At 48.6% G+C, this 21,380-nt stretch carries 20 protein-coding genes; 7 read left to right on the forward strand and 13 right to left on the reverse strand.

All coding sequences use genetic code 11. The features are described 5' to 3' along the window. The 4 genes from S7335_RS28315 to S7335_RS00585 all read right to left on the reverse strand — a co-directional run. Positions 1 to 1,107 (reverse strand): UPF0182 family protein (locus S7335_RS28315; protein ID WP_038015327.1); only part of this gene is annotated, 1,107 nt, incomplete at its 3' end. 3 nt (positions 1,108 to 1,110) lie between these two features. Continuing rightward, entirely contained in the window at positions 1,111 to 1,704 is a 594-nt protein-coding gene (locus S7335_RS00575; RefSeq protein WP_006455569.1) for a nucleoside triphosphate pyrophosphatase, read from the reverse strand. A 294-nt stretch (positions 1,705 to 1,998) separates the two neighbouring features. Then, positions 1,999 to 2,553: a photosystem II reaction center PsbP gene (gene psbP, locus S7335_RS00580; RefSeq protein WP_227499921.1), complete on the reverse strand. Its 555-nt coding sequence runs from the start codon at positions 2,551 to 2,553 to the stop codon at positions 1,999 to 2,001. 110 nt (positions 2,554 to 2,663) lie between these two features. After that, positions 2,664 to 3,320 carry a ParA family protein gene (locus S7335_RS00585; protein WP_006456118.1) on the reverse strand — a complete coding sequence of 219 codons (657 nt, stop codon included), beginning with the start codon at positions 3,318 to 3,320 and terminating at the stop codon, positions 2,664 to 2,666. Between the two features lie 79 nt (positions 3,321 to 3,399). Between S7335_RS00585 and tsaE the strand changes: the two genes are divergently transcribed. Continuing rightward, positions 3,400 to 3,843, forward strand: coding sequence for a tRNA (adenosine(37)-N6)-threonylcarbamoyltransferase complex ATPase subunit type 1 TsaE (gene tsaE, locus S7335_RS00590; protein WP_006456587.1), 444 nt, complete (start codon positions 3,400 to 3,402; stop codon positions 3,841 to 3,843). Positions 3,844 to 3,913: 70 nt separating this feature from the next. Here tsaE and S7335_RS00595 read toward each other — a convergent pair whose 3' ends face one another. Continuing rightward, positions 3,914 to 4,576, reverse strand: coding sequence for a class II aldolase/adducin family protein (locus tag S7335_RS00595; RefSeq protein WP_071776894.1), 663 nt, complete (start codon positions 4,574 to 4,576; stop codon positions 3,914 to 3,916). Continuing rightward, positions 4,577 to 5,584 (reverse strand): alpha/beta fold hydrolase, encoded by a 1,008-nt coding sequence (locus S7335_RS00600; RefSeq protein WP_006456808.1) that lies wholly within the window; start codon positions 5,582 to 5,584, stop codon positions 4,577 to 4,579. A gap of 195 nt (positions 5,585 to 5,779) precedes the next feature. Between S7335_RS00600 and S7335_RS25590 the strand changes: the two genes are divergently transcribed. After that, positions 5,780 to 6,223 carry a tetratricopeptide repeat protein gene (locus S7335_RS25590; protein WP_006454206.1) on the forward strand — a complete coding sequence of 148 codons (444 nt, stop codon included), beginning with the start codon at positions 5,780 to 5,782 and terminating at the stop codon, positions 6,221 to 6,223. Positions 6,224 to 6,609: 386 nt separating this feature from the next. Next, positions 6,610 to 6,888: an HU family DNA-binding protein gene (locus S7335_RS00610; RefSeq protein ID WP_006456006.1), complete on the forward strand. Its 279-nt coding sequence runs from the start codon at positions 6,610 to 6,612 to the stop codon at positions 6,886 to 6,888. 104 nt (positions 6,889 to 6,992) lie between these two features. Here the strand turns inward: S7335_RS00610 and S7335_RS00615 are convergent, their stop codons facing one another. Beyond that, positions 6,993 to 8,801: an ABC transporter ATP-binding protein/permease gene (locus S7335_RS00615; protein WP_006456768.1), complete on the reverse strand. Its 1,809-nt coding sequence runs from the start codon at positions 8,799 to 8,801 to the stop codon at positions 6,993 to 6,995. A gap of 222 nt (positions 8,802 to 9,023) precedes the next feature. Between S7335_RS00615 and S7335_RS00620 the strand changes: the two genes are divergently transcribed. Further along, entirely contained in the window at positions 9,024 to 10,613 is a 1,590-nt protein-coding gene (locus S7335_RS00620) for an FAD-dependent oxidoreductase (protein ID WP_006457515.1), read from the forward strand. Positions 10,614 to 10,753: 140 nt separating this feature from the next. Here the strand turns inward: S7335_RS00620 and arsM are convergent, their stop codons facing one another. Further along, a complete protein-coding gene (gene arsM / locus S7335_RS00625) occupies positions 10,754 to 11,716 on the reverse strand; it encodes an arsenosugar biosynthesis arsenite methyltransferase ArsM (protein WP_006453596.1) in 963 nt (320 codons plus the stop codon). Positions 11,717 to 12,071: 355 nt separating this feature from the next. Between arsM and S7335_RS00630 the strand changes: the two genes are divergently transcribed. Beyond that, positions 12,072 to 13,532 carry an MFS transporter gene (locus S7335_RS00630; protein ID WP_006455694.1) on the forward strand — a complete coding sequence of 487 codons (1,461 nt, stop codon included), beginning with the start codon at positions 12,072 to 12,074 and terminating at the stop codon, positions 13,530 to 13,532. Here S7335_RS00630 and clpB read toward each other — a convergent pair. From clpB to S7335_RS29400, 3 genes are all read right to left on the reverse strand, one after another. Continuing rightward, a complete protein-coding gene (gene clpB / locus S7335_RS00635; protein WP_006455711.1) occupies positions 13,529 to 16,354 on the reverse strand; it encodes an ATP-dependent chaperone ClpB in 2,826 nt (941 codons plus the stop codon). The two genes, S7335_RS00630 and clpB, sit on opposite strands and share 4 nt — an antisense overlap. Positions 16,355 to 16,737: 383 nt before the next feature. Next, on the reverse strand, positions 16,738 to 17,058 hold the full coding sequence (locus S7335_RS00640) for a Uma2 family endonuclease (protein WP_369791668.1): 321 nt from the start codon (positions 17,056 to 17,058) through the stop codon (positions 16,738 to 16,740). Further along, positions 16,949 to 17,239, reverse strand: coding sequence for a hypothetical protein (locus S7335_RS29400; protein ID WP_369791669.1), 291 nt, complete (start codon positions 17,237 to 17,239; stop codon positions 16,949 to 16,951). The genes S7335_RS00640 and S7335_RS29400 overlap by 110 nt, the downstream gene beginning before the upstream one ends. 206 nt (positions 17,240 to 17,445) lie before the next feature. On the opposite strand from S7335_RS29400, the gene S7335_RS28695 reads away from it, so the two are divergent. Beyond that, positions 17,446 to 17,751 carry a Uma2 family endonuclease gene (locus S7335_RS28695; protein WP_006454611.1) on the forward strand — a complete coding sequence of 102 codons (306 nt, stop codon included), beginning with the start codon at positions 17,446 to 17,448 and terminating at the stop codon, positions 17,749 to 17,751. 166 nt (positions 17,752 to 17,917) lie between these two features. Here the strand turns inward: S7335_RS28695 and gloA are convergent, their stop codons facing one another. Next, the gene (gloA, locus tag S7335_RS00650) at positions 17,918 to 18,304 is read right to left on the reverse strand and encodes a lactoylglutathione lyase (protein WP_006454085.1); all 387 of its coding nucleotides are present in this window, start codon (positions 18,302 to 18,304) and stop codon (positions 17,918 to 17,920) included. Between the two features lie 95 nt (positions 18,305 to 18,399). Between gloA and eno the strand changes: the two genes are divergently transcribed. Next, positions 18,400 to 19,689, forward strand: coding sequence for a phosphopyruvate hydratase (gene eno, locus S7335_RS00655; RefSeq protein ID WP_006454144.1), 1,290 nt, complete (start codon positions 18,400 to 18,402; stop codon positions 19,687 to 19,689). A 149-nt stretch (positions 19,690 to 19,838) separates the two neighbouring features. Here eno and glgA read toward each other — a convergent pair whose 3' ends face one another. After that, the gene (gene glgA / locus S7335_RS00660) at positions 19,839 to 21,308 is read right to left on the reverse strand and encodes a glycogen synthase GlgA (protein ID WP_006454739.1); all 1,470 of its coding nucleotides are present in this window, start codon (positions 21,306 to 21,308) and stop codon (positions 19,839 to 19,841) included. Positions 21,309 to 21,380: the final 72 nt, after the last annotated feature.

Below are 21,380 nucleotides of genomic sequence, written 5' to 3' on the forward strand. Positions count from 1 at the left end.
GCTGCCACTAATTCTGGCTCGCCTGGTTAGCAGCTTTCCACCCAATGCTCTGATCGCTAGGGTCACAGCTAGCCCTAGCGCAATAAAGCTCAAGGAGGTATTGACAGGTAGGCCTACGTAGATATCAGTAAAGCTTGCTCCATAGCTAACGCCTTGCCCAGAGTAGAGCAGCTCATAGCGACGAATCCAGTTGCCTAGTGCAGTAACGACTAATAGACCGGAGGCAATTGCCGATAAGTGTCGCTGCTGCCCTGTCGAGAATCCAGCAAAACGACCTTGACTAAACGTATTACCTGCTAGCAAATACTCTAGAGTTGCTGCTGCCAACATGAAGACAAGTATCCCAGAAAGCCAAAATTCAATTAGCTCCCACAGCGGCAGCCGAAAGATATAAAAGCTCAGTTCTTCTTTAAAGACTGGATCGACTTGGTCAAAAGAAGAAGGGTTGAGTGCAGGTAGAACACGCGCCCATTCTTCTACCGCGATGATGCTAAAGCAAACACTTAAGACAACGCCAGCAACGCGAAGTAGGCTCAGCGGAAAGGCAATTAGAGCGATCGCTCCTACGACGACCAATACCAATAGAATCGGCTGGGCCGCCAAAGAAAGCACCAGTTCCCAATTTTCATTGAAGCTTAGACCCAGCGGCGTTGGAATCGCTGCTCGCGTTGTCAATAGTTCAGTAATTGCAATTCGGCTATGGTGAAGCAGGTTACCCCCGATCACTAAACCTAAAAAGAAGAGAATCGGCAGTAGCGTTCTAAGCCCTAGACCAACACTTAGATTTGCTTGGTTGGGTAGCAGGCAATTGCGATTGAACTTGAGCCTTTCTGCAGCGTTAAAGTTAGAGAAAATAAAGCCTAAGCTGCCGAATAGAGTGACCGTCCCAAGGAGAATTTGAGTGCGCGATCGCAGCAAAAACTCAGACAAAAAGCCTAGCTCATCAAACCACAGCCCTTCCGCCCAGTAGTCCGTTGCCACATAAACCAGCAGCAGCGTTAAAACGCCCACCACAAGCGTTCTACTACCTGATTTAGGCCACCCCTTTCGCCGAATAACCGGATAGTCCAAGCTCCTACCGATGAAGTTGCCTCGCGCTCGGTTCATGGCCTACTGCCCCCAAAAATCAATCGCCCGGTAACCTAGCTCAGCCATCATATGCCGCAGCATTGGAACACTTAAGCCCACCACATTCGTATGGCAGCCCTCAATTTTTTCTACGAACATACTGCCCTTGCCATCCGTGGCAAACGCCCCTGCACAGTGCATTGGCTCGCCAGTTGCAATGTAGGCTTCGATCTCTTGATCAGAGGGATTAGCAAAGAACACCCGGGTCATGCGATGTCGAACTAAGGGCGCTTGTCCAGGGGCGATTAGCGCATAGCCGGTAAGCAGTTCACCCGAGCTACCTCGCATAGACCGCCACCGATCAATTGCTTCTTGCTCACTTTCAGGCTTTCCGTAGGGGATATTGTCAATTGCCAAAACAGAATCGCATCCTAGCACTAATGCACTCTTAAACTGTGGTGCTACTGCCTCAGCCTTACCCAGCGCTAGTACTTCTACCAGTTTTCGAGGATCGCTAATCACCACAGCGTCCTCATCAAAGTTACTAGGACAAACAAACGGCTGGATACCTGCTTCTATCAATAGATTTCGACGGGCAACAGAGGCAGAGGCCAGCACGAATTGAATATCAGCCATGGGGGTGCTCTAGGATGAAATGTATAGCAATCTGCGCTTAGCTCGCATCTTCAATAAAGGCAACAGTCCTCATTCGGCGACGCTAAGTGCTTAGCAACTCGCCATCGACCTAAACCTTCTCGCTTAAACCTTCTCTCGGAGTAGCATTTGGCGAATTGCAATATAGGAAACTAGCGTAACAAGAAACCATGCAAAAAGACGCACTCACAGCAGGAAAGAACTCAATGAGCGCGCCTTTAATACCTTTAATACAGACGTCATGCAGAATAGATGTAGCTACCAATAAGAGAATATTTAGTAGACCGAGAAAGAGGCCACTGTTTGTTTCATCGTGTCCTTCATCTTCTCCCAGCGATTCTCAGGAATTGAGGCATTGAACGTGTAGAGCTGACCACGTCGAATGATGACACTAGCAAGGTCATGGCGCTGGCCTGAGGGCAGATTAGCGATGTATTCAAGGATGTAATAGAGCTTGTCACCAGCTTCAAAAGATTGAGCGTTGACCAGTTCCACGTTGCGATCATCAGGAGCTAGAGAGGTGATGCTTTTAGATAGGGTATAGCCAACTTCTGAAGGAGTGCCGAGATCAGGTAGGGTTTTGCCACCAGAAACAGGACTGACAACAACGCTAACGTTCTCGCTAGCTCTGATAATGTCGTGAAATACGGTATCAGGACCATTTTCTACCTGTGCAGGCACCCAGCCAGTGGGATATTTGAACTCATAGCCTTCGTAGCTATCGTTATAGGATTGCAGACTAACCCCAGGTGAGCAACTTTGTAGTCCCAGGGCAAGCACCATCACAAACAGCAAGGCAAACCGCTTTAGCATCTTAAATACGTCTTTCATCATCTGGTCTCTCTATCCTCTGGCTCTACTAATTGTGCCATGGGGCGGGAACCTTCAGACTGAAACTCACCATTGGCATGATTTCGGTGGCTGTCTTGCTAAACAATTTTTCAAAAGGAATCTTTTACCTTAGGCACTTCAGAAGGACTGTTTGCCGAGTCCTGTACCCCAAAAATCTCTAGAATCTCATTACCTACCGTTTCGTAATCTTGCCAGCAGGCCTCCGCCCGCGGATCTTTAACCATATAGACAGGTACCCCCTGTAGGGCCGCCTTTTGAAACGCTGCGAATCGTCGAATGCCTTGCTCAAAGATAGGTAGATTAGCTCCCTGTAAAAGTTCTTTGACTTCCTCTCCGGCTTTGCTGGGTTTAGGCGGAATAGAAGTAAGCAGAATGCGGTAGTGACAGGTACCGATTGCTTTAAGGTATTCAATAGTGAGTACCAAAGCATCTAGCGCTAATACATCTGGGGTTGTTGGTAGTACTAGCAGATCGCAGGTACTCGCAAGGGCTGAGAGATCCTCTGGAATTGGCCTAGCTGGCGTATCTATCACCACATTACTACTCGGGTTTATAGTTTGCTCTGCCGTCCACTGATCGACCACATTAAACGGCAAATCGCCTCTACTAGCCCAGCCTAACGCTGAACGGTTTGGGTCGGCGTCAATCAGCACTGTTTCCCCTTGTCCCTGCAAGAAGGCTGTCAGGTGAATAGCGCTTGTCGTTTTGCCAACACCTCCTTTAAAGCTAGCTACTGTGATGATCATTGAAGGCCTAGACCTGATCCCAATGTATATAGTTTATACAGCAGGATCACGTTGACGTCAGGGAACCAGGAGCAGACAGATGATAATTGAGCTGCCAAATAGTCAGGCAACGCAGGCGTTAGGGCGATCGCTGGGCGATCAACTACCCGCAGGCAGCATACTGCTTCTAAAGGGCGATCTAGGCAGCGGTAAGACGACGCTAGTACAAGGCGTGGGAACTAGCTTAGGGATTAAAGAAATTGACAGCCCTACCTTCACACTTATCAACGAATACACAAAAGGACGAGTGCCGCTCTACCACATAGATTTGTATCGGCTTTCTGTAGCTGAAGCAGATAGTTTGTACTTAGAAACCTATTGGGAAGGCATTGAGGTAGAGCCAGGAATCGTAGCAATTGAATGGGCTGAGCGGCTGAGCAACCTACCCCCAAAGCCAATTGAGCTAGAGTTAAGCTACTCAGATGAAGGGCGACAGGCCAGTATCAAAGTTCCTTGTTCGCTGACTTTAGATTTAGCTATTTAGAGATACTGGCCTGAAGTAACGCCGTACAAATTGCTACTTTAAGCTGATGAGTCTTCAGGGGTGCTTTGCCTTAGTTCAGTAGCTGGTACGGTAGCTGCAGGGCAGATTCTGAGACTATTCCTATCATCATCCCCCAGTTGATCAATGTTCGGTAAGCCATCTGCAACGTTTTACCAAAAGCAACTACGCCGTCTTCGTGCCCTGCCATCACAAAGATTCTCTGTTGCAATAAAGGCGTTTCTTTAAACAGTTGCTGTGTCGCGGCTGCCATCTCAGGCGTACCGTATGGAACGTCAGCGCTCGTCGTTGGTACCTGATAGAGCAGCTGTTTCCACAGTTGAGCATTATGAACGTGGATGATCGCACCAATGCCTGGATGAACGCTATAGATGGTGCCGTGGGTCAAAGATTCAGAAGAGGCCTTGCTTAAACCCTGGCATCGAAGCGTATTTTGGGCCGGATTGAAGTCAGTGACAAGGGCGTAGTCGGTGGCGCTAAGCGTAGAAAGGTGGCCAGTCTGAGTCCCAGTGATGACAAAGGTAGGGATGGGGGAAGAAGGAAGTCCTGTTTTTTGAGAGATGTTGCCAAATCCAATGCCACTGGGATATTCGCCAATCAGATGAAGCTGGTGAAGGGCGTTTCTATATCGGGTGAGATCGGAGACTGTATGGAAAGCGATCGCGTCTTCCTTGATCCACTCACACTGATATTTAATATAGCCTTCGTCGATCATCTAGCGTTCGCCTAGCCAGTCTAAGATCATTTTATTCACGACTTCTGGTCGCTCATCGTGCGGGCAGTGTCCCGTATCCGGAATAGCATGAAACACGACATCTTTATCTTGATCGTCCGCTAGTTCTTGATAGATGCCCGCTGCTTTGATCGGTGTCCAAGGATCTTTTTCTCCCCACAGCACGAGCAACGGCTGAGTCACCTGTGGCAACAGTTCACTAGGACGAGGACCCGGCGGCGCGCTCAAAACAGACGCGAAGACTCTTTGCGCTCCTGGCTGACAGGCCGGACCATGTAGAATGTCGACAAGCTCGGGGGTAATCGCTTTCCGGTTGCCGTATACCTGCTTTAGAGAGCCGCGGATTCGACCTTTTGTACGGACCTGATTAAATAGCAGTGGACCCGTCAATCTAGAATTCACTAGCTTAGCGAATACGCCCATGACAAAGCTCAAACCGCCCGGCAAATCTTCTGGTCGGTGGTTCAAGCTACCCGCACAGTTTAGCAGCACACCGCCGCTCGCTGTGTCAGGATAAGTCACTAGGGTCATCAGCGCCATCAGCGCCCCAATCGAATTTCCGACAAAGACAGCAGGTTCTTTGACATGCGTTTTCCAAAAGTCATGAATCAGCTTCACCCAGAACTCTAGGCTATAGCTAAGATCTGGCTTATCTGAATCGCCAAAGCCAAGTAGGTCTATAGCATAGACACGATGACCTGCTACCGCCAGCTCAGGAATATTTTTACGCCAGTGCCCAATAGAGGCACCAAATCCATGTAGCAATACAATCGGTGAACCCTCGCCATGGGCGACGTATTTGATGTCATAGCCGCGCCAGTCCCAGGTGAGTTTTTCTCCAGTGTAGCGATCGCCAGATGCTGAGACGACTGTTTCTTCCTGGCTCTGTGCTAGATCAGTCAAATCACTCGTCGAGTTGTCAATGGATCTAGCGATAGAATCGTCGATAGAGAGGGGAACTGGGAGCGAGCTAGTAGATTGGGCCGTCATCCTAATCGTAATTATGAAAAGTCTATATTGCCTATGATAGGGCGAATCATAGCGGTTCGCGGATACATTCTCAGCAATAAGCTAGGTAGCCAGAGTGATTCACTCAAGGCTAATTAACAGTCGATAGCACCATGAAAAGTAATCACCTTGTAAACTAATGGCCTTGAATGTCATTGAAACTGCTGCACGTATCTTATGGAAGCTTCTAATTTGCTACCAGCTTTGCTGCCGAATCTATTAGTCTGGATAGCTGTTGTGTTTGGGATTGCAGGCTTTGCCATCTTTTCTATGGTTAGAGCCTATCGCCGACCAATTGAGCGGCCTCCTTTTCCAGAGCTAGTCGTCGAAACATCCTCTATTCCCTTATCTCCAGCGGCACAGACGCTATATGTGGCGGGCGTTGGCACTTACAAGGCGGGAGACTTTCGTGGCGCTATCGAGCAATTTACTGAGCTATTGAACCAGGAACCGAACTGCGCTGAAGCGTTTCACAATCTAGGACTAGCATACGCAAACGTTGGCGATAACAACAAAGCGGTCAGAAGTCTGCTCAAAGCGGGAGATGCCTACGACCAGCAGGATACGAAGGAAGGATTAGAACAGATTAAACAAGCATTAGAAAAGTTGAAATCTCTGTGAGTTGTGACGGCCGCAGCTATGACAGCAGGAGCTGTGACGACCCTCTAGCTTCCAGATTGCGTAGTTTCACCTGGACTACTGAGAAAATTTGCACGCGATCAGGCGGCTACGAAGGGAAAAGTGAATTAAAACATTAATTAATCTAAAAGATAACATTCTTAATCGATTGACTGCGAATCTAGAAAGAAAGCTTATTTCTGAACAAAAATAAGCAACAAATGGAAGAAAAACGATTGATTTTTCAGTTTTCGCTAGTCAAATAGCCCAAGAGAGAGGATAATCTTCGTTTTTTCCCGGAAACACGGGTTTTATAGCCCTATAGTACTTGTGATCTATTAAGTTCTTATGCTACAAATACTATCGAAGTTTTTAAGGTACTCACTTTTATGAACAAAGCTGAACTAATTGATATGGTCGCAGAGAAGGCAGATGTCTCAAAGAAGGACGCCGATGTCGTTTTGACAGCGGTTATTGATTCAATCATGGAATCTGTCGCAAAGGGCGATAAGGTTAGCTTGGTAGGGTTTGGTAGCTTTGAGCCTCGCGATCGCAAAGCTCGTGATGGCCGCAACCCTCAAACAGGTGAGACTATTAAAATTCCAGCGACAACTGTTCCTGCCTTCTCAGCAGGTAAGGGCTTTAAGCAGCTTGTAGCGGATGCTTAGCCAATTAACTAACTAAACTATCAGCGATCGCCTTCACCTAGTCCCCAACTAACTAATCAGCAATCAACCGAGCTATAAATCCTCTATGGCTCGGTTTCTAGATTCTATGGCTCGGTTTCTAAATCTAGAAGCTGCCAGCTGTGATCTTCTGCCAAACGTAAGAGAGACTGATGATAGTGCTTTAAAGACGCTCTGTGTCCAACGCTCAAGTAAGCCGCCTTTGTCTTAGCTAGCTGATCATATAGCTGTTCTTCATTCGCGGTGTCCAAAGCGCTAGTCGCTTCGTCTAGGATCACGTATTTGGGCAGATGAATCAGTACGCGGGCAAAGCTGAGTCGCTGCTGCTCTCCTAAGGAAAGCACATCACTCCACTCAGCCTCTGCCTGCAATCCAAACTGTGCCTCTAGATTAGGCAAATTCACTCGCTGCAGGACTTCAGTTAGCTGCACATCCCTGATATCTGCCTCAGGGTAGGGATAGAGCAACTGCTGACGCAAGCTGCCTAGGATCATGTAAGGCTTTTGGGGTAGAAACAGGAGATCTTCTAACTTTGGCCGTGTGATTGTGCCTTCGCCCGATGTCCAAAGCCCAGCGATCGCCCGCATCAAAGAACTCTTTCCACACCCGCTAGGACCCATCACCAGTAAAGAGCTCTGAGCCTCTACTGCTAAAGATAGATCTTCAATTAGCGTGCGTTGATAGTTGGGCGTTTGCAAAGTCAAGGATTGCAGTGCTAGTTCGCGAGCGGTCTTGAAGCTGATTACTGGCTGGCTATTCTGGTCATCGGCTTTACTAGCTGTCTTACTTTCTATCTCACTTTCAGCGCGTTCACCGCTACCTTCGTTCATCGCCTTCGTTTCGACGACTTCCTCGACTACTGCGGTTTTATCTCCTGCTTCTGTTGTATCGTAGCCAATCGCTTCAGAGAATTCGTATAGACGATCAATACCCGCACCAAAGGCAGTCAGAGATTGGAGGCGAGCGACAATCACATTGAACGAAAAGAAGACTCGAATAAACGCACCCTGCGCTTCGCTAACTTTGCCCACTTCAAGTTCACCGCTAAACACACCAGGAGCGACTACAATCGCTGGTAATACAAAGGGAATAAATTCGTAGAAATTGGTCAGTCCGTTCAGGCTTAGCTCCCAAATCAGCAAACTTTTATAGTTGTTGAAAGCGGCTAGAAAGCGTTCTTTTATTTGATTGGACTCTTGTTCTTCCCCCTGATAGAACGCGATCGCCTCGGCATTCTCTCTCACTCTTACGAGGCTAAAGCGAAAGTTTGCTTCTTTCTTCAACTGTTCGAAGTTTAGCTTTACTAACGGCTGGCCAAAAATTCCGACCGTCAGCACAGTCCCTACTACCGCATAGGCGACTAAGAACAGCACTAGCTCTCGAGAAATTCCCCACAGCACACCGCTAAAGGCAATCACTTCTAGAACAGAATCGGTAACCACAAGTGCCAGCGTCAAAGATTCCTGAGTGAAACTTTTAACATCTTCTGCAATTCGCTGGTCGGGGTTGTCAATTTCTGGATTGAACTGATTGATCTGATAGAACGACCGCTTTGCAAAGTAGCGTTCGACAAAGTTGTCGGTTAGCCAGCGTCGCCACTCCAAACCCAAGCGATCACGCAAATAGGTATAGCCTGCTAGCAGCGGCGCATAAACGACTAGCACCCCGATGAATATGCCTACCGTCGTCCAAAATCGGCTTTCGCTTTTTGCAGACAGCGCTGAGATCAGCTCTCCTCGCTGGTTGTTTAGCACTACACTTAGACCGGTATAGCCTAGCAGCAACACTACAATTAGCAGCAAAAGTCCCCTAGCTTTCCATTTCTCATCACCGATCCAATAGGGACGTGCGATCGCCCAGAATCGTCTGAAAACCTTGAAGTTAAACCGCTCCATCCAAAAACTCTAGCCGTACTTACACTGTAGTCACAGTACTATCATTCAAAGGGCTTTGAGGACTATCTGGAGAACAGTTCGAGCGTATCTCATTTTTCTACTCATTTCTGGGTACGCAAAACAGATTTTGACTCCCTCTGATGAGAGATGTTAGCACCTAAGCTTTTGCTTACGCTCAGATACGCACGGCAATTCAGAAAAGCGATCAAAAGGGTTACTGTCATGGGCGTTCAGCGAGTATCAGTATGTCAGGTCGGTGACCTTGAAGTAGGAGAGATGCGGCAGTTCACAGTCGCTGACAAAGAAATTTTATTGGCAAAAACTGAGAATGGAGTCAGCGCGATCGCTCCTCACTGTTCCCACTACGGTGCCCCTCTAGAAAAAGGCGTCTTGCACAATGGCCGAATCGTCTGTCCTTGGCACAACGCCTGCTTTAGCGCCGATACAGGAAAGCATCTGAGCGCACCAGGCCGCAACAACCTTGCTAAGTTTCCGGTTCATATTGAAGCCAATACTGTCTACGTTGAGCTGCCAGAAGAAATCACCGAACACGTTACACCCGAGCTAGTTGAAGCAGACTTTGAGGCAGACAAACGTACCTTTGTGATCGTGGGCGGCGGTGCGGCTAGCGACATGGCAGCCCAAGCGCTGCGGCAAAACAACTACCAGGGCAAAATCATCGTTTTGACTGCTGAGAACGCGATTCCATACGACCGTACCAAGCTGAGCAAAGCCTACTTACAGGCGGATGAAGTTGGTGAGGTCTCACAGCTTCGCTCCGCTGACTTCTACAAGCAGCACAATATTGAAATTAAGACCTCCGCCAAGGTAACTAGTTTAGACGTAGAGGCAAAACAGCTTACCTTTGGCGAAAATGAAACGCTTGGCTACGATGCGCTTTTGCTCGCTACTGGTGGCGCTGTCAAACAGGTGCCCGTCGACGGGAGCGAACTAGACAACGTTTTCACGCTACGTAAAGCAGAAGATGCAAAAGCCATTCTGAAGGCAGCAAAGCAGTCTAAAAAAGCGGTGATTATTGGCTCAGGGTTTATTGGCATGGAGGCCGCTGCTAGCCTGAAGCAACAAGGGCTAGAGGTGACTGTTGTTTCTCCTGACAAAGTCCCCTTTGAAAAAGTACTCGGAGAATCTGTCGGCAAACTCTTTCAGCAGGTTCACGAGTCTAACGGCGTAGAGTTTAAGCTAGACGAAAAGGTGAAAGCTCTAAAAGGAAACGGCAAAGTAGAGACCGCTGAGCTAGAAAGCGGTGAGATCTTATCTGCCGATATGGTAGTGGTGGGCATCGGGGTAAAACCTGCCACCGACTTTGTAGAAGGGTTATTGATGGACGAAAAAGACTGCAGCATTCTTGTCAATCAGTATCTACAGGCAAAACCAGATGTCTATGCGGCAGGTGACATTGCTCGGTTCCCGCACTTCATCACCGGTCAGCCAACCCGTATAGAGCACTGGCAGCTAGCAATGCAGCAGGGTCGAATTGCGGCTTGCAATATGGTCGGACAGCAGGTGATGTTCGAGGCGGTCCCTTTCTTCTGGACCGGGCAGTTTGATCTAAAGCTACGATACATCGGTCATTCGGAGAACTATGACGATATCGTGATTCAAGGCAGCCTAGAAGACAAATCCTTTCTTGCTTTTTACCTCGAAGATCAGCAGGTGATGGCAGTTTCTGGAATTGGACGCGATCACGATATCGCTGCCATCTCAGAGCTGATGCGTCTACGCAAAATGCCTGAAGCAAACGCTATAAAAGATAGAGATATTGACTGGCTTGAGGAATTGAAAGCTGTCTAGAGTCAGGAAAAGTTGCCTCGATCTCCGACCTTTGCTATGCCAACGGGATTAACCGAGAACTAAGCAAGGTCGGAGTCAATACCTACCAAAATACAGAAAGATAGATCCTGCTTGCTCGCATCTCGTTGTCAATTTCAGGTTCAACAACAGCCACCACCGTCATAATGCCAGGTAGAGCTAGTAACTACGATGTCATCGAATTTCTCTAAGTTTCTGGCGGTCTTGTCACAGATTGCCAGGGGCACTCCTGGCTGTAAAATATGCCCAGCATTGTCGTCGAAATAGTCTTGCTCGCCTGCATAAACAGCCATCTTTCCGGTGAAAATACAGGCTCCATCGTCAGCGATAGGAACCTTGAAAGATACACAGTCTAAGCTTTCTAGCATCAGGTGCTGATCTAACTGATAGTTCTTAGCATTCAGCAATCGGTAAGGACGCCGCGCTCTAACCTCAACTTGACCAAAGCCTGCGTCAACAATCTTTTGAGTGTACTCTTTGTAAGTGAGCGCACCTGACAGACACATCGCTCTAAGACGATCGTCTTCGCGCAGATGCTCGGGAATCTCTCTAGTGGTAATTGGATCGCTCATCACCAATCGGCCATTGGGTTTGAGAACTCGGTAGGCTTCTGCCAAGGCTTTCTTTAAATCTTCTGGCTCGAAGATATTGAAAAGACAGTTTTGAGCCACCACATCAACTGAATTATCTGGCATCGGCAGGCTAAAAGCATCCCCCTCTCGAATGCTGACGAAGCTAGCGTCAAACCAGTCATTTTGTTCGTCTGCTGCTAGCAGGTTTTGCTGAGCCGCAGTCCGCATCGACTCTACCGGGTCTACAGCAATCACGGCCTTTGGTCGACGCGAGAAATAAGCAAACTGTAAAGCTTCTAGTCCACCGCCAACACCTATGTATAGAACGGTTGGCTCGCCAGCCAATTCAGCCGGATGAACGGTTGTACCACAGCCATAGTTCATGTCCTGCATCTGACTTGGAACGCGAAGTCCGGGCATTTGTACAGGCGTGCTTTGTACGCAGCAAAGGCCGACATCTGGGGTTTCGGCAACTTCTGTGTAGAAATCAGCAACAGCTTCTAAATAGCTCAAAATATCCTCGCAGTAAGTGTTTTAGCTTGACTTTTGATGGTTGGTGCTAGCTAATGGGTAGCCGCTATAGCTTTTGTCGAATTGCTTAGGACAGTCCTATCGGCTCAAACCGTTATCTATCAGCAGGCAACTCAACTCGCAAAGTAAGAATGCATCCTTATTTTCGCTATACCTACCTCTATCTTAATTTCTGTAGCTGAATTTTGAATGAGAAGGAACGAGTTAGAAAAGATAAGCGTAGGTGATAGAGCCAGAACTGATCTTGTCGAATAAGACCGTTCCTTCTTTAGAGGGTTTGGAATACTAATGATCGCGCAATATGCTGGGCAAATATTTTTGATCTGTGAAACGACTAGTGTCTAATCCTTCTATCGCTGCCGACGAGCTGACCGATGAGTTGGAACCTAATGATTCCTCATTCTCCCTGCAGTCAAAGTTTCAGACTGAATTAGATAGCTCACCTTTGACCCGTCCGATGTGGATGCTGTGGGTGCTCTCGGCTGGTTTGATTGCCCTAGATGGCTTTGACTTTTTTATCATCGGCGTTGCCATGCCCTTCATTCAAAGAGACTTTGGTCTGAATGCTGGCTGGGTCGGTGCGATCGCCACGGCTGCTCTAGTCGGTGCGCTAATCGGCTCACTGACGCTTGGGCCAGTCACCGACCAGGTCGGCCGTCAGCGCATGCTGGTTATCGATATTGGTCTGTTTATTGCAGCGTCTTTGGGTAGCGCGTTGGCCTGGGATGCTTGGTCTTTGCTGTTCTTTCGTTTTTTAGTCGGAGTTGGAATCGGCGCAGACTATCCGATCAGCGTTTCATACATTACTGAAAATATACCCGCTAGACTGCGCGGACGCATGGTGATTGGCGCTTTTAGCTTTCAATCGATTGGCGCTTTGCTAGGGGCTCTGATAGGGTGGCTGACAATTTGGCTATTCCAACAAACCGTCCCCGAGCTGGCGATCGCTTATGCTTGGCGTTGGATGCTAGGTGTCGGGGTGGCCCTATCTGTTCTAGTGGGTGGACTAAGACTGTTGTTTCTATTAGAAAGTCCTAGCTACTATCTGGCAAAAGGAGACTACAAAGCCGCTTCTGAAGCCGCCTCTGAACTACTCGAAAAGCCCATTCTGCTCGAACCGAATGCTTCTATTAAAGCAACAGACGCTGACGAGGCAAAAGCAACCCTAGGTTACTACGATCTCTTTTCAAAAGCCTATATTCGTCAAACGGCGTTGGCTTCTATTCCTTGGTTCTTACAGGACATCGCAACTTACGGTATCGGCATCTTCACGCCGACTATCATCGCTACCCTTGCTTTCTCTTCAGCCGAGAACTTACTAACTCAGGAGATGGCGTCAGCTAGAGGTGCGGCTGTGGTGAACGTGTTTTTGGTGTTGGGTTTTGTGATTGCAGTTCTATCAATCGATCGCATTGGCCGCATTCCTTTGCAGGTCGCTGGCTTCATCGGTATGGCCATTGGTCTGGGCCTGCTCTCTTTCTCGGGCTCTACCACTCAGATCGGGCTGTTGTTCACCGGCTTTATTCTGTTCAATCTCACCATGAACCTAGGACCCAATTCAACGACATTCTTACTGTCGGGCGAAGTCTTTCCGCCTGCGATTAGAGCCAGTGGAGCGGGTTTAGCAGGTGCGATCGCCAAATTAGGCGCAGTCCTCGGCGCGCTCAGTCTTCCCGTTTTACAAGAAAGTCTTGGCATCAGCAATTTACTCAGGCTACTAGCCGCCGTCTGTGTCTTAGCGGCGCTAATCACCTACAGCCTACGCAAAGCAGCATCAACAGCCATTAGTTCGCCTTAATCTGGCACTGTAGCCACTATTTCTTTTTCTGTTTCGCTTTCAGGTTCACTTTCAAGGCTACCTGCTGCGCTGACTGTTTCAGCCGCTTCTTCAGCCATCCCCTCAGCCTCCAGCTCCTCAGCTACCGTTTCTTCAGTCCCTGACGCTTCCGCAATTTCTTCAGCCGGTTCCGCCACTGGCTCAGGCTTAGCAGCTTTGACTTTAAAGGTAAGACCGTTCGCTTTTGACGCACTGATTCTGAGTGTGCTGCCTTCAGTAAACGTATTTTCTAGAATCATGGTGGCGATTGGATTTTCTAGCTCTCGCTGAATTGCCCGCTTCAAAGGTCTGGCGCCGTAGGTCGGATCGTAGCCCTGATCAGCGACATAGTCGATAGCAGGTTCTGACATTTCGAGGCTAATCTTTTGATCGGCTAGCAGGCGATGAATTCGCTGAAGCTGGATAGTGACAATACTACGAAGCTCTTTCTTACTCAGAGCATGGAAGAGAATAGTGTCATCAATCCGGTTGAGAAATTCTGGGCGGAAGTGCGATCGCAATGCGCCCATTACCAAAGTCTCCATCTCAGAAAACTTAGCATCATCGCCAGACACATCGAGAATATACTCACTGCCAATATTGCTAGTCATCACAATTACGGTATTGCGAAAATCAACCGTACGGCCTTGAGAATCAGTAATTCGACCGTCGTCCAATACTTGCAAAAGAATATTGAACACATCGGTGTGTGCTTTCTCTACCTCATCTAAAAGGACAACAGAATAAGGGTGACGTCTAACCGCTTCAGAAAGCTGACCACCTTCTTCATAGCCAACGTAACCGGGCGGAGCACCCACCAGACGAGAGACTGAGTTCTTCTCCATATACTCAGACATATCTAGCCGAATCAAAGCTTCTTCTGTATCGAATAAGAATGACGCTAAAGCGCGGGCGAGTTCTGTTTTACCCACGCCAGTTGGTCCCATAAACAAGAAAGAACCAATTGGACGGCCAGGGTCTTTCATCCCAGCTCGAGCACGGCGAATAGCCGCAGAAACAGCAGTCACCGCTTCGGACTGACCAATCACGCGCTCGTGTAGATGGCTTTCTAGCTGCAACAGCTTTTGACGTTCTGATTCCAGCAAGCGGTTGACCGGAATGCCCGTCCAGCGAGCGACAATCTCAGCAATATCCGCTTCGGTGACCTGCTCACGCAGCATCGTCAACCCTTTTTCTTGTAGTGCCTGCTGACTGACTTCTAAAGCTTCTAACTCTCGCTGAATCTCTTCTAATCGACCGTATTTTAGTTGAGCGGCGCGTTCTAGATCATTCGCTCGCTCAGCCTGGTTCATCCGTAGGCGAGTGCGTTCCTCTTCTTCTTTTAGCTCAGTGACCGCATCTAGCGTCTCTTTTTCAGTGTGCCACTGCTGGTCAAGGACTTGTTGTTCTTTTGAGAGTTCTTCAATTTCTTTTTTAATTCCTGCTAGCCGCTGGTTTGACGTACGGCTTGAGGAGCCAGCGGCTTTCTCACTTTCTAAAGAAAGTTTCTCCATTTCTAGCTGCATCAGGCGGCGATCGATAATCTCTAGCTCTTCCGGCTTAGAATCGATCTCCATCTTCAGCTTAGCTGCGGCTTCATCGATCAAATCAATGGCTTTATCTGGCAAGAAGCGATCGCTCACATAGCGATCCGACAGTGCCGCCGCCGCCACCAGCGCTGAATCTAAAATAGTTACGCCATGATGCACTTCATAGCGCTCTTTGAGACCGCGCAAAATCGATACGGCATCTTCCACGCTAGGTTGATCAACATACACTTGCTGAAAGCGTCGTTCTAGGGCCGTATCTTTTTCTATGTGCTTACGAAATTCATCGACAGTACTCGCCCCAATACAGCGCAAGCCGCCACGAGCTAGTACCGGTTTGAGAATATTACCGGCATCTACATTGTTAGCACCCGCACCTGCCCCGACAACGGTATGCAGCTCGTCAATGAACAAAACGACCTGACCGTTAGAATCAGTGACCTCGGCTAAAACAGAGCGCAAGCGTTCTTCAAATTCACCTCTGTACTTGGCTCCAGCAATCAGGCCACCTACGTCAAGTGAGATCAAAACGCGATTCTTGAGCGATTCGGGCACATCCCCATTGATGATGCGCTGGGCTAAGGCTTCGGCGATCGCAGTTTTACCCACCCCGGGTTCGCCAATCAGCACCGGATTATTTTTCGTCCGCCTAGAGAGTACATGAATCACCCGGCGAATCTCTTCATCTCGTCCAATCACAGGATCGAGCTTGCCTGCTCTAGCTTCTGTAGTCAGATCGCGCCCGTACTGATGCAGCGCCGGATACTCGTCATCATCGGTGACTGTAGCGGTCGCTGGCTTACTTTCTTCAGGCGATCGCAGTGCCTGAATTGCCTTCATGATATGAGACGTATCTACATCAAAACCGCGTAATAGCCGTCTGCCAATTCGCTCATCTTCAACAAAACCAACCAGCAGATGTTCAATCTTGATCAGCTCATCCTTTAGATTGAGCCGTGCGCCTTCTGCGGCATCTAGCATCCGATCGAGGCTTTGACCTAGATACAAGTTGCTATCAACCGCAACTCTCACCCGCGACTGACGCTTAGCAAAAGTCTCTAACTCTTGTAAAATCTGCTCTGGTGACAAGCCAGCCTTTGATAGCACGACATCAGCTTGTCCCGCCTGCTCCAGCATAGCTAGGGTGACGTGCTCAACCTCTAGATACTGCTGCCGAAATCGACGTGCTACGTCCTGCGCCTCGACAATAGCGTCCCAGGCTTTGGCGGTAAATTTGTCAGGATCGGTTGGCTGCATAGAAGCTATGGAAGTAGGGGGCTATGGAAGTAGAAAGCTATGGAAGAAGTGGCTACAGGCACAGGGTTTTTAGTATAGCAATGGAAGGGTGGCTAGCATTAGCGCAATCTTTGGCCTTGGCCATTTAGCTCACAGCATTCTCACTACAATCGCACGCTGACCACCGCCATACCATTGGCCCGCATTCAACAACAATGCTGATGACTCGATCTGTCTGGTTAACCATCGATTGGCAAAATACTAATCCGCTTGGCCCTCGACACCAGCACAATTCGACGGCTGAGCAAAGTCGTAGGCTGTGCCTTGCAGAGTAGCTAGGCCCTATCAGCATCTTAAGAACGCTCTTTCTCCTCTTCTCCAATATTCGTTCTTTCTTCTGTTTCTTAATCTAGAAAGACACTTTTCACAGCGCACTCAAACTCAGGCAGCAACGGTGAAGTCAACCAATCTGTGACTAACAAAGTGGCAACCTTCTGTAATCTAGACTCTTCTCGTCTATAAACTTCGATCTCCTTAAGCCGCCAGTTCACAATCCAATATTCTCGAACCCCGTGTAGAGAATACAGCTTCAGCTTAAAAGCCCTATCGCGCTGCTCATTTTCTTTTCCCGCCGACAACACCTCCACCATCAGTAAAGACAACGCCAGGCGTCTCAAGAGCATTACCAAGCCCCGTCTCTTCTGACCAGGTCTCCAAGCGAACATGGATTTTACTAGCCGCACTTTGATGGCGAATATGAGGTGCGCGAGTCACCAGTAACTCTCCACCGATAATCTCATAGCGCTTCCAGCCGCCATCGTCAGGAATGGCAACGAGGTCTTCAGTTGTCCAACGAATAGAAGCAGAAGCCATAATAGCGACGCGGTGCGATTGATAAGCTGGCATGCCTATAGTCTAGGCGATGCTAGCCAACGATAGCTTGTATCACTAGTAGAGCTGGGCGTTTAGTATGTAAAGACGTAGCGTACGGTCGAAGGGGACTCAACAATGGTTCAAATTCAGTCTAGACCGATGACCTTAGAAGCATTTCTAGCACTGCCAGAGACAGAGCCTGCTAGCGATTCATCAAGGGCCAAATTATTCAAAAGCCAATGCCCCAGGGAAAGCACAGCCGACTTCAAAATAAGTTTGTGAACGTCATCAACGGTATCGTTGAACCAAACAAAACGGCTTGTGCTTTCCCTGAACTGCAATGTATCTGCGGAACAAATGCTGTAGTCTCAGATATCTCCGTTTTTACACGGGAGCATCTTCCCATTGATGAAAACGGAGAAATTGCAAACGTATTTGAAATAGCACCGGACTGGATAATTGAGATCCTATCGCCAGGGCAACGCTACGCAAAAGTGATAAAGAAGATTCAGTGCTGCTTGCGACACGGTACTGGCATGGGCTGACTCATCGGACCCCAACGATAGAGCCGTTTTGATTCACCGACCTCACAAAGAAGTTCAGGTCATCCTGATCGATGAACATAATACCGTTCTGCCCATACCAGATTTTATGGGCGAGCTATCCTACCCCATTGAAGATTTGTTCAACTTGCTGAAAGCCTAGATATCGCTAACTCCGCCCCTCAATCAGCTCAATCTTGTAACCGTCGGGATCGGTTACAAAGGCGATCACTGTTTTGCCATGCTTCATTGGGCCAGGTTCGCGAGTAACGTTGCCGCCCTGCTGCTTGATCGCTTCGCAGGTCCCATAGATGTCATCGACCCCTAACGCAACATGGCCATAGCCAGTACCCAAATCATAGCTATCGGTCTCCCAGTTGTGAGTTAGCTCTAGGACGGTGTGCTCTGATTCATCGCCGTAGCCAACGAAAGCATTGGTAAACTTACCGCCTGGATAGTCTTTCTGACGGAGAAGCTTCATCCCTAGTACATCACAGTAAAAGGCAATGGATTTCTCTAGATTGCCGACTCGGAGCATGGTGTGTAGCATACGCATTGTAGTTGACCTCTTGTTGTGCCCAAAAGTTGATAGAGTCTATAGAGTTTATTTTGACGGAAATCGAACATCTTATACATAGTAGGCGCAGCAGAATGATAGATTCCCTCGATACAGCCATTGAAGCTATTCAGGCGAGAGAGATTTTAGATTCTAGAGGTCGGCCCACAATCGAGGCCGAAATCTACCTCAGTGGCGGAGCATTTGGTATTGCTCAAGTCCCGAGCGGGGCTTCAACAGGGAGCTTTGAGGCGCACGAGCTGCGCGATGGTGATAAAAGTCGCTATGGCGGCAAAGGTGTGATCCAAGCAGTGGAGAATGTCAACGATGCGATCGCCCGTGAGCTGATGGGAGCCAACGCGCTCAACCAGATCGAAATTGATCGCATGATGATTGCCCTAGACGATACCTCCAATAAGAAGAAGCTCGGCGCGAACGCCATTCTTGCCGTTTCTCTTGCCACTGCCCACGCTGCTGCCGCTGCCCAGGCTATGCCTCTCTACCGCTACATAGGTGGACCCTTAGCAAACGTCTTACCCATCCCAATGATGAACGTCATCAACGGCGGCGAACATGCCAGCAATAACGTTGATATTCAAGAATTCATGATTATGCCCGTTGGGGCTAGCAGCTTTCGCGAAGCGCTGCGTTGGGGTGCAGAGATCTTTGCCCAGCTCAGTAAAGTTCTAGATGCCAAAGGGCTGCTAACAGGCGTTGGCGACGAAGGGGGATTTGCACCTAACTTGAGCTCGAATCAAGAAGCCCTTGACCTGTTGATGTCCGCTATTTCTGAAGCGGGCTATACTCCCGGAGAGCAAGTCGCCCTGGCGCTAGACGTTGCTGCGAGTGAACTGTATGAGAACGGTGAGTACACCTACGATGGTGCTGCTCACTCTCCTGTTGAAATGATCAGCTACCTAGAAAGTCTTGCTAGTAACTATCCGATCGTCTCAATCGAAGATGGTCTGCACGAAGATGACTGGGAGAGCTGGGAAACACTCACCGAGCGCATTGGCAGCAAAGTTCAGCTAGTTGGCGATGACCTGTTTGTCACTAACCCAACTCGTTTGCAAAAGGGTATTGACCAAGCCTCCGCGAATGCCCTGCTAGTTAAGCTCAATCAAATCGGCACGTTAACAGAGACACTAGAAGCTATCGATCTAGCCAAACGAAACCAGTTCAACTGTGTAATTAGCCACCGCTCTGGTGAGACCGAAGACACAACGATTGCAGATCTAGCAGTAGCCACTCGCGCGGGACAAATCAAAACTGGGTCGCTGTGTCGAAGTGAACGCGTAGCTAAATACAACCAGCTACTACGAATCGAGGACGAGCTTGGCGATCAGGCCGTCTACGCTGGCACGACGGGTATGGGGCCAAGATGAGATTGAACTCTGCGCCAAGATGCCACAGCCCCAATCTTGTAACTCTTATAGGAGATAATTTGCCTTAGCTACGTGTTTTGAGAAGATCCAATTGGGGCGATCGCTTCAATCTCCTAGCCTGTTAGGCAAGCCTGCGGCTTGCCTAGGTCTCATGCTCGAATAAACTCATACGCTTTTAGATAGTGCTCGCATGGCTTCTTCCAAGAATAGTCACAGCGCATTCCCTGCTTTGCCAACTTTTCAAACAGAGCCGGCTCATTTCGATACAAGTCAAAAGCTCTTCCTAAGGCCGACTCTAGAGCAATGCTGTCATTCTCATAGAAAACAAAACCATTGCGCTCTTCCTTTGGTCGCTCGTCATAATCCCAGTCAGAAACAGTATTTACTAGCCCGCCTACACCGCGCACTACAGGCACCGTACCGTATTTCAAGCTAATGATTTGCGTTAGGCCACAGGGCTCATAATTGCTGGGCACGATAATAATGTCTGCTGCTGCATAGATCAGATGGGCTAGCTCTTCATAGAAGCCAATTTCCAGATGACAGTCTACATTGTCATTCAAAAAGTGTTTCTCGTGCCAGAACCAGTCGTTGATTGCTTGTTCGGTTGCAGAACCTAGCATGACAAACTGTGCGCTCTGCTCTAGGCAGTAATAGAGCGCATGGTGCACCTGGTGCATTCCCTTCTGCTGATCTAGTCGACCAATAAAAGCAACAATGGGCTTATCATAGGCCGCTAACAACAACTTCTCTCTTAGTGCCTTTTTAACCAAAGTCTTGTTTTCAAAATCTTCGACAGAGTAGTTCACCGGAATCTTGCTATCGACTTCCGGGTTCCAAATTGTGTAGTCAACTCCATTCAAGATGCCGCCAAACTTGTCTTGATGAACAGCTAAGGTGGGTTGCAGCCCACAGCCGATATCTGTAAAGCGGGCTTCCCAAGCGTGATGTGGCGATACTGTATTGACGTAGTTGGCATAGACGATGCCACCTTTCATAAAATTGATAGCAAAGGGGTTGCCGTTATCTAACAAGCGAGCGGCGTTGAAGTAGTATTCGGCGCGGTTGAGTCCGGTGGCTTTGAGGATATCCACTCCCCACGTACCCTGATGCTTGAAGTTATGGATGGTGTAGCAGACGCGCTGTCTTTCCATTCCATGGTGCTGATACATCTCGAAAAGCATCACCGGGACAAGTCCAGTTTGCCAGTCGTGGCAATGGAGAACATCTGGGCGCTTGTTGCTTTTTAACAAGAATTCTAGAGCGGCTTTGCTAAAGAAAGCGAAGCGGACTTGGTCGTCCCAATCACCGTAGACTTTGCCCCGATCGAAGAAGCGATCGCCCGAATGAGGTTCAATAAAAAAGCAAAGCCGTCCATGAACCCAGCCACACTGAACAGAGCAGTGAATTTCGCCATCATACCAAGGCACATAGAGATCACGGTAGGCTTCGTGCATACCCCATACGTGGTCGTAGCGCATGCAGTCGTACTTTGGCAGAATCAGTTCTACGCAATGATCTTGGCGCTCTAGCTCACTACTGAGGCCGTAGACCACGTCGCCCAGACCGCCCGCTTTGATTACTGGCGCACATTCAGAGGCAATCTGCACTATGTACATAGGAACTCCTTAGAATCCTTGTTATGAAAGGTCACGTATACGGAATATATAAGCAGATATAGAAAGGAATTT

The sequence above is a fragment of the Synechococcus sp. PCC 7335 genome (assembly GCF_000155595.1).
Lineage (GTDB): Bacteria > Cyanobacteriota > Cyanobacteriia > Phormidesmidales > Phormidesmidaceae > Phormidesmis.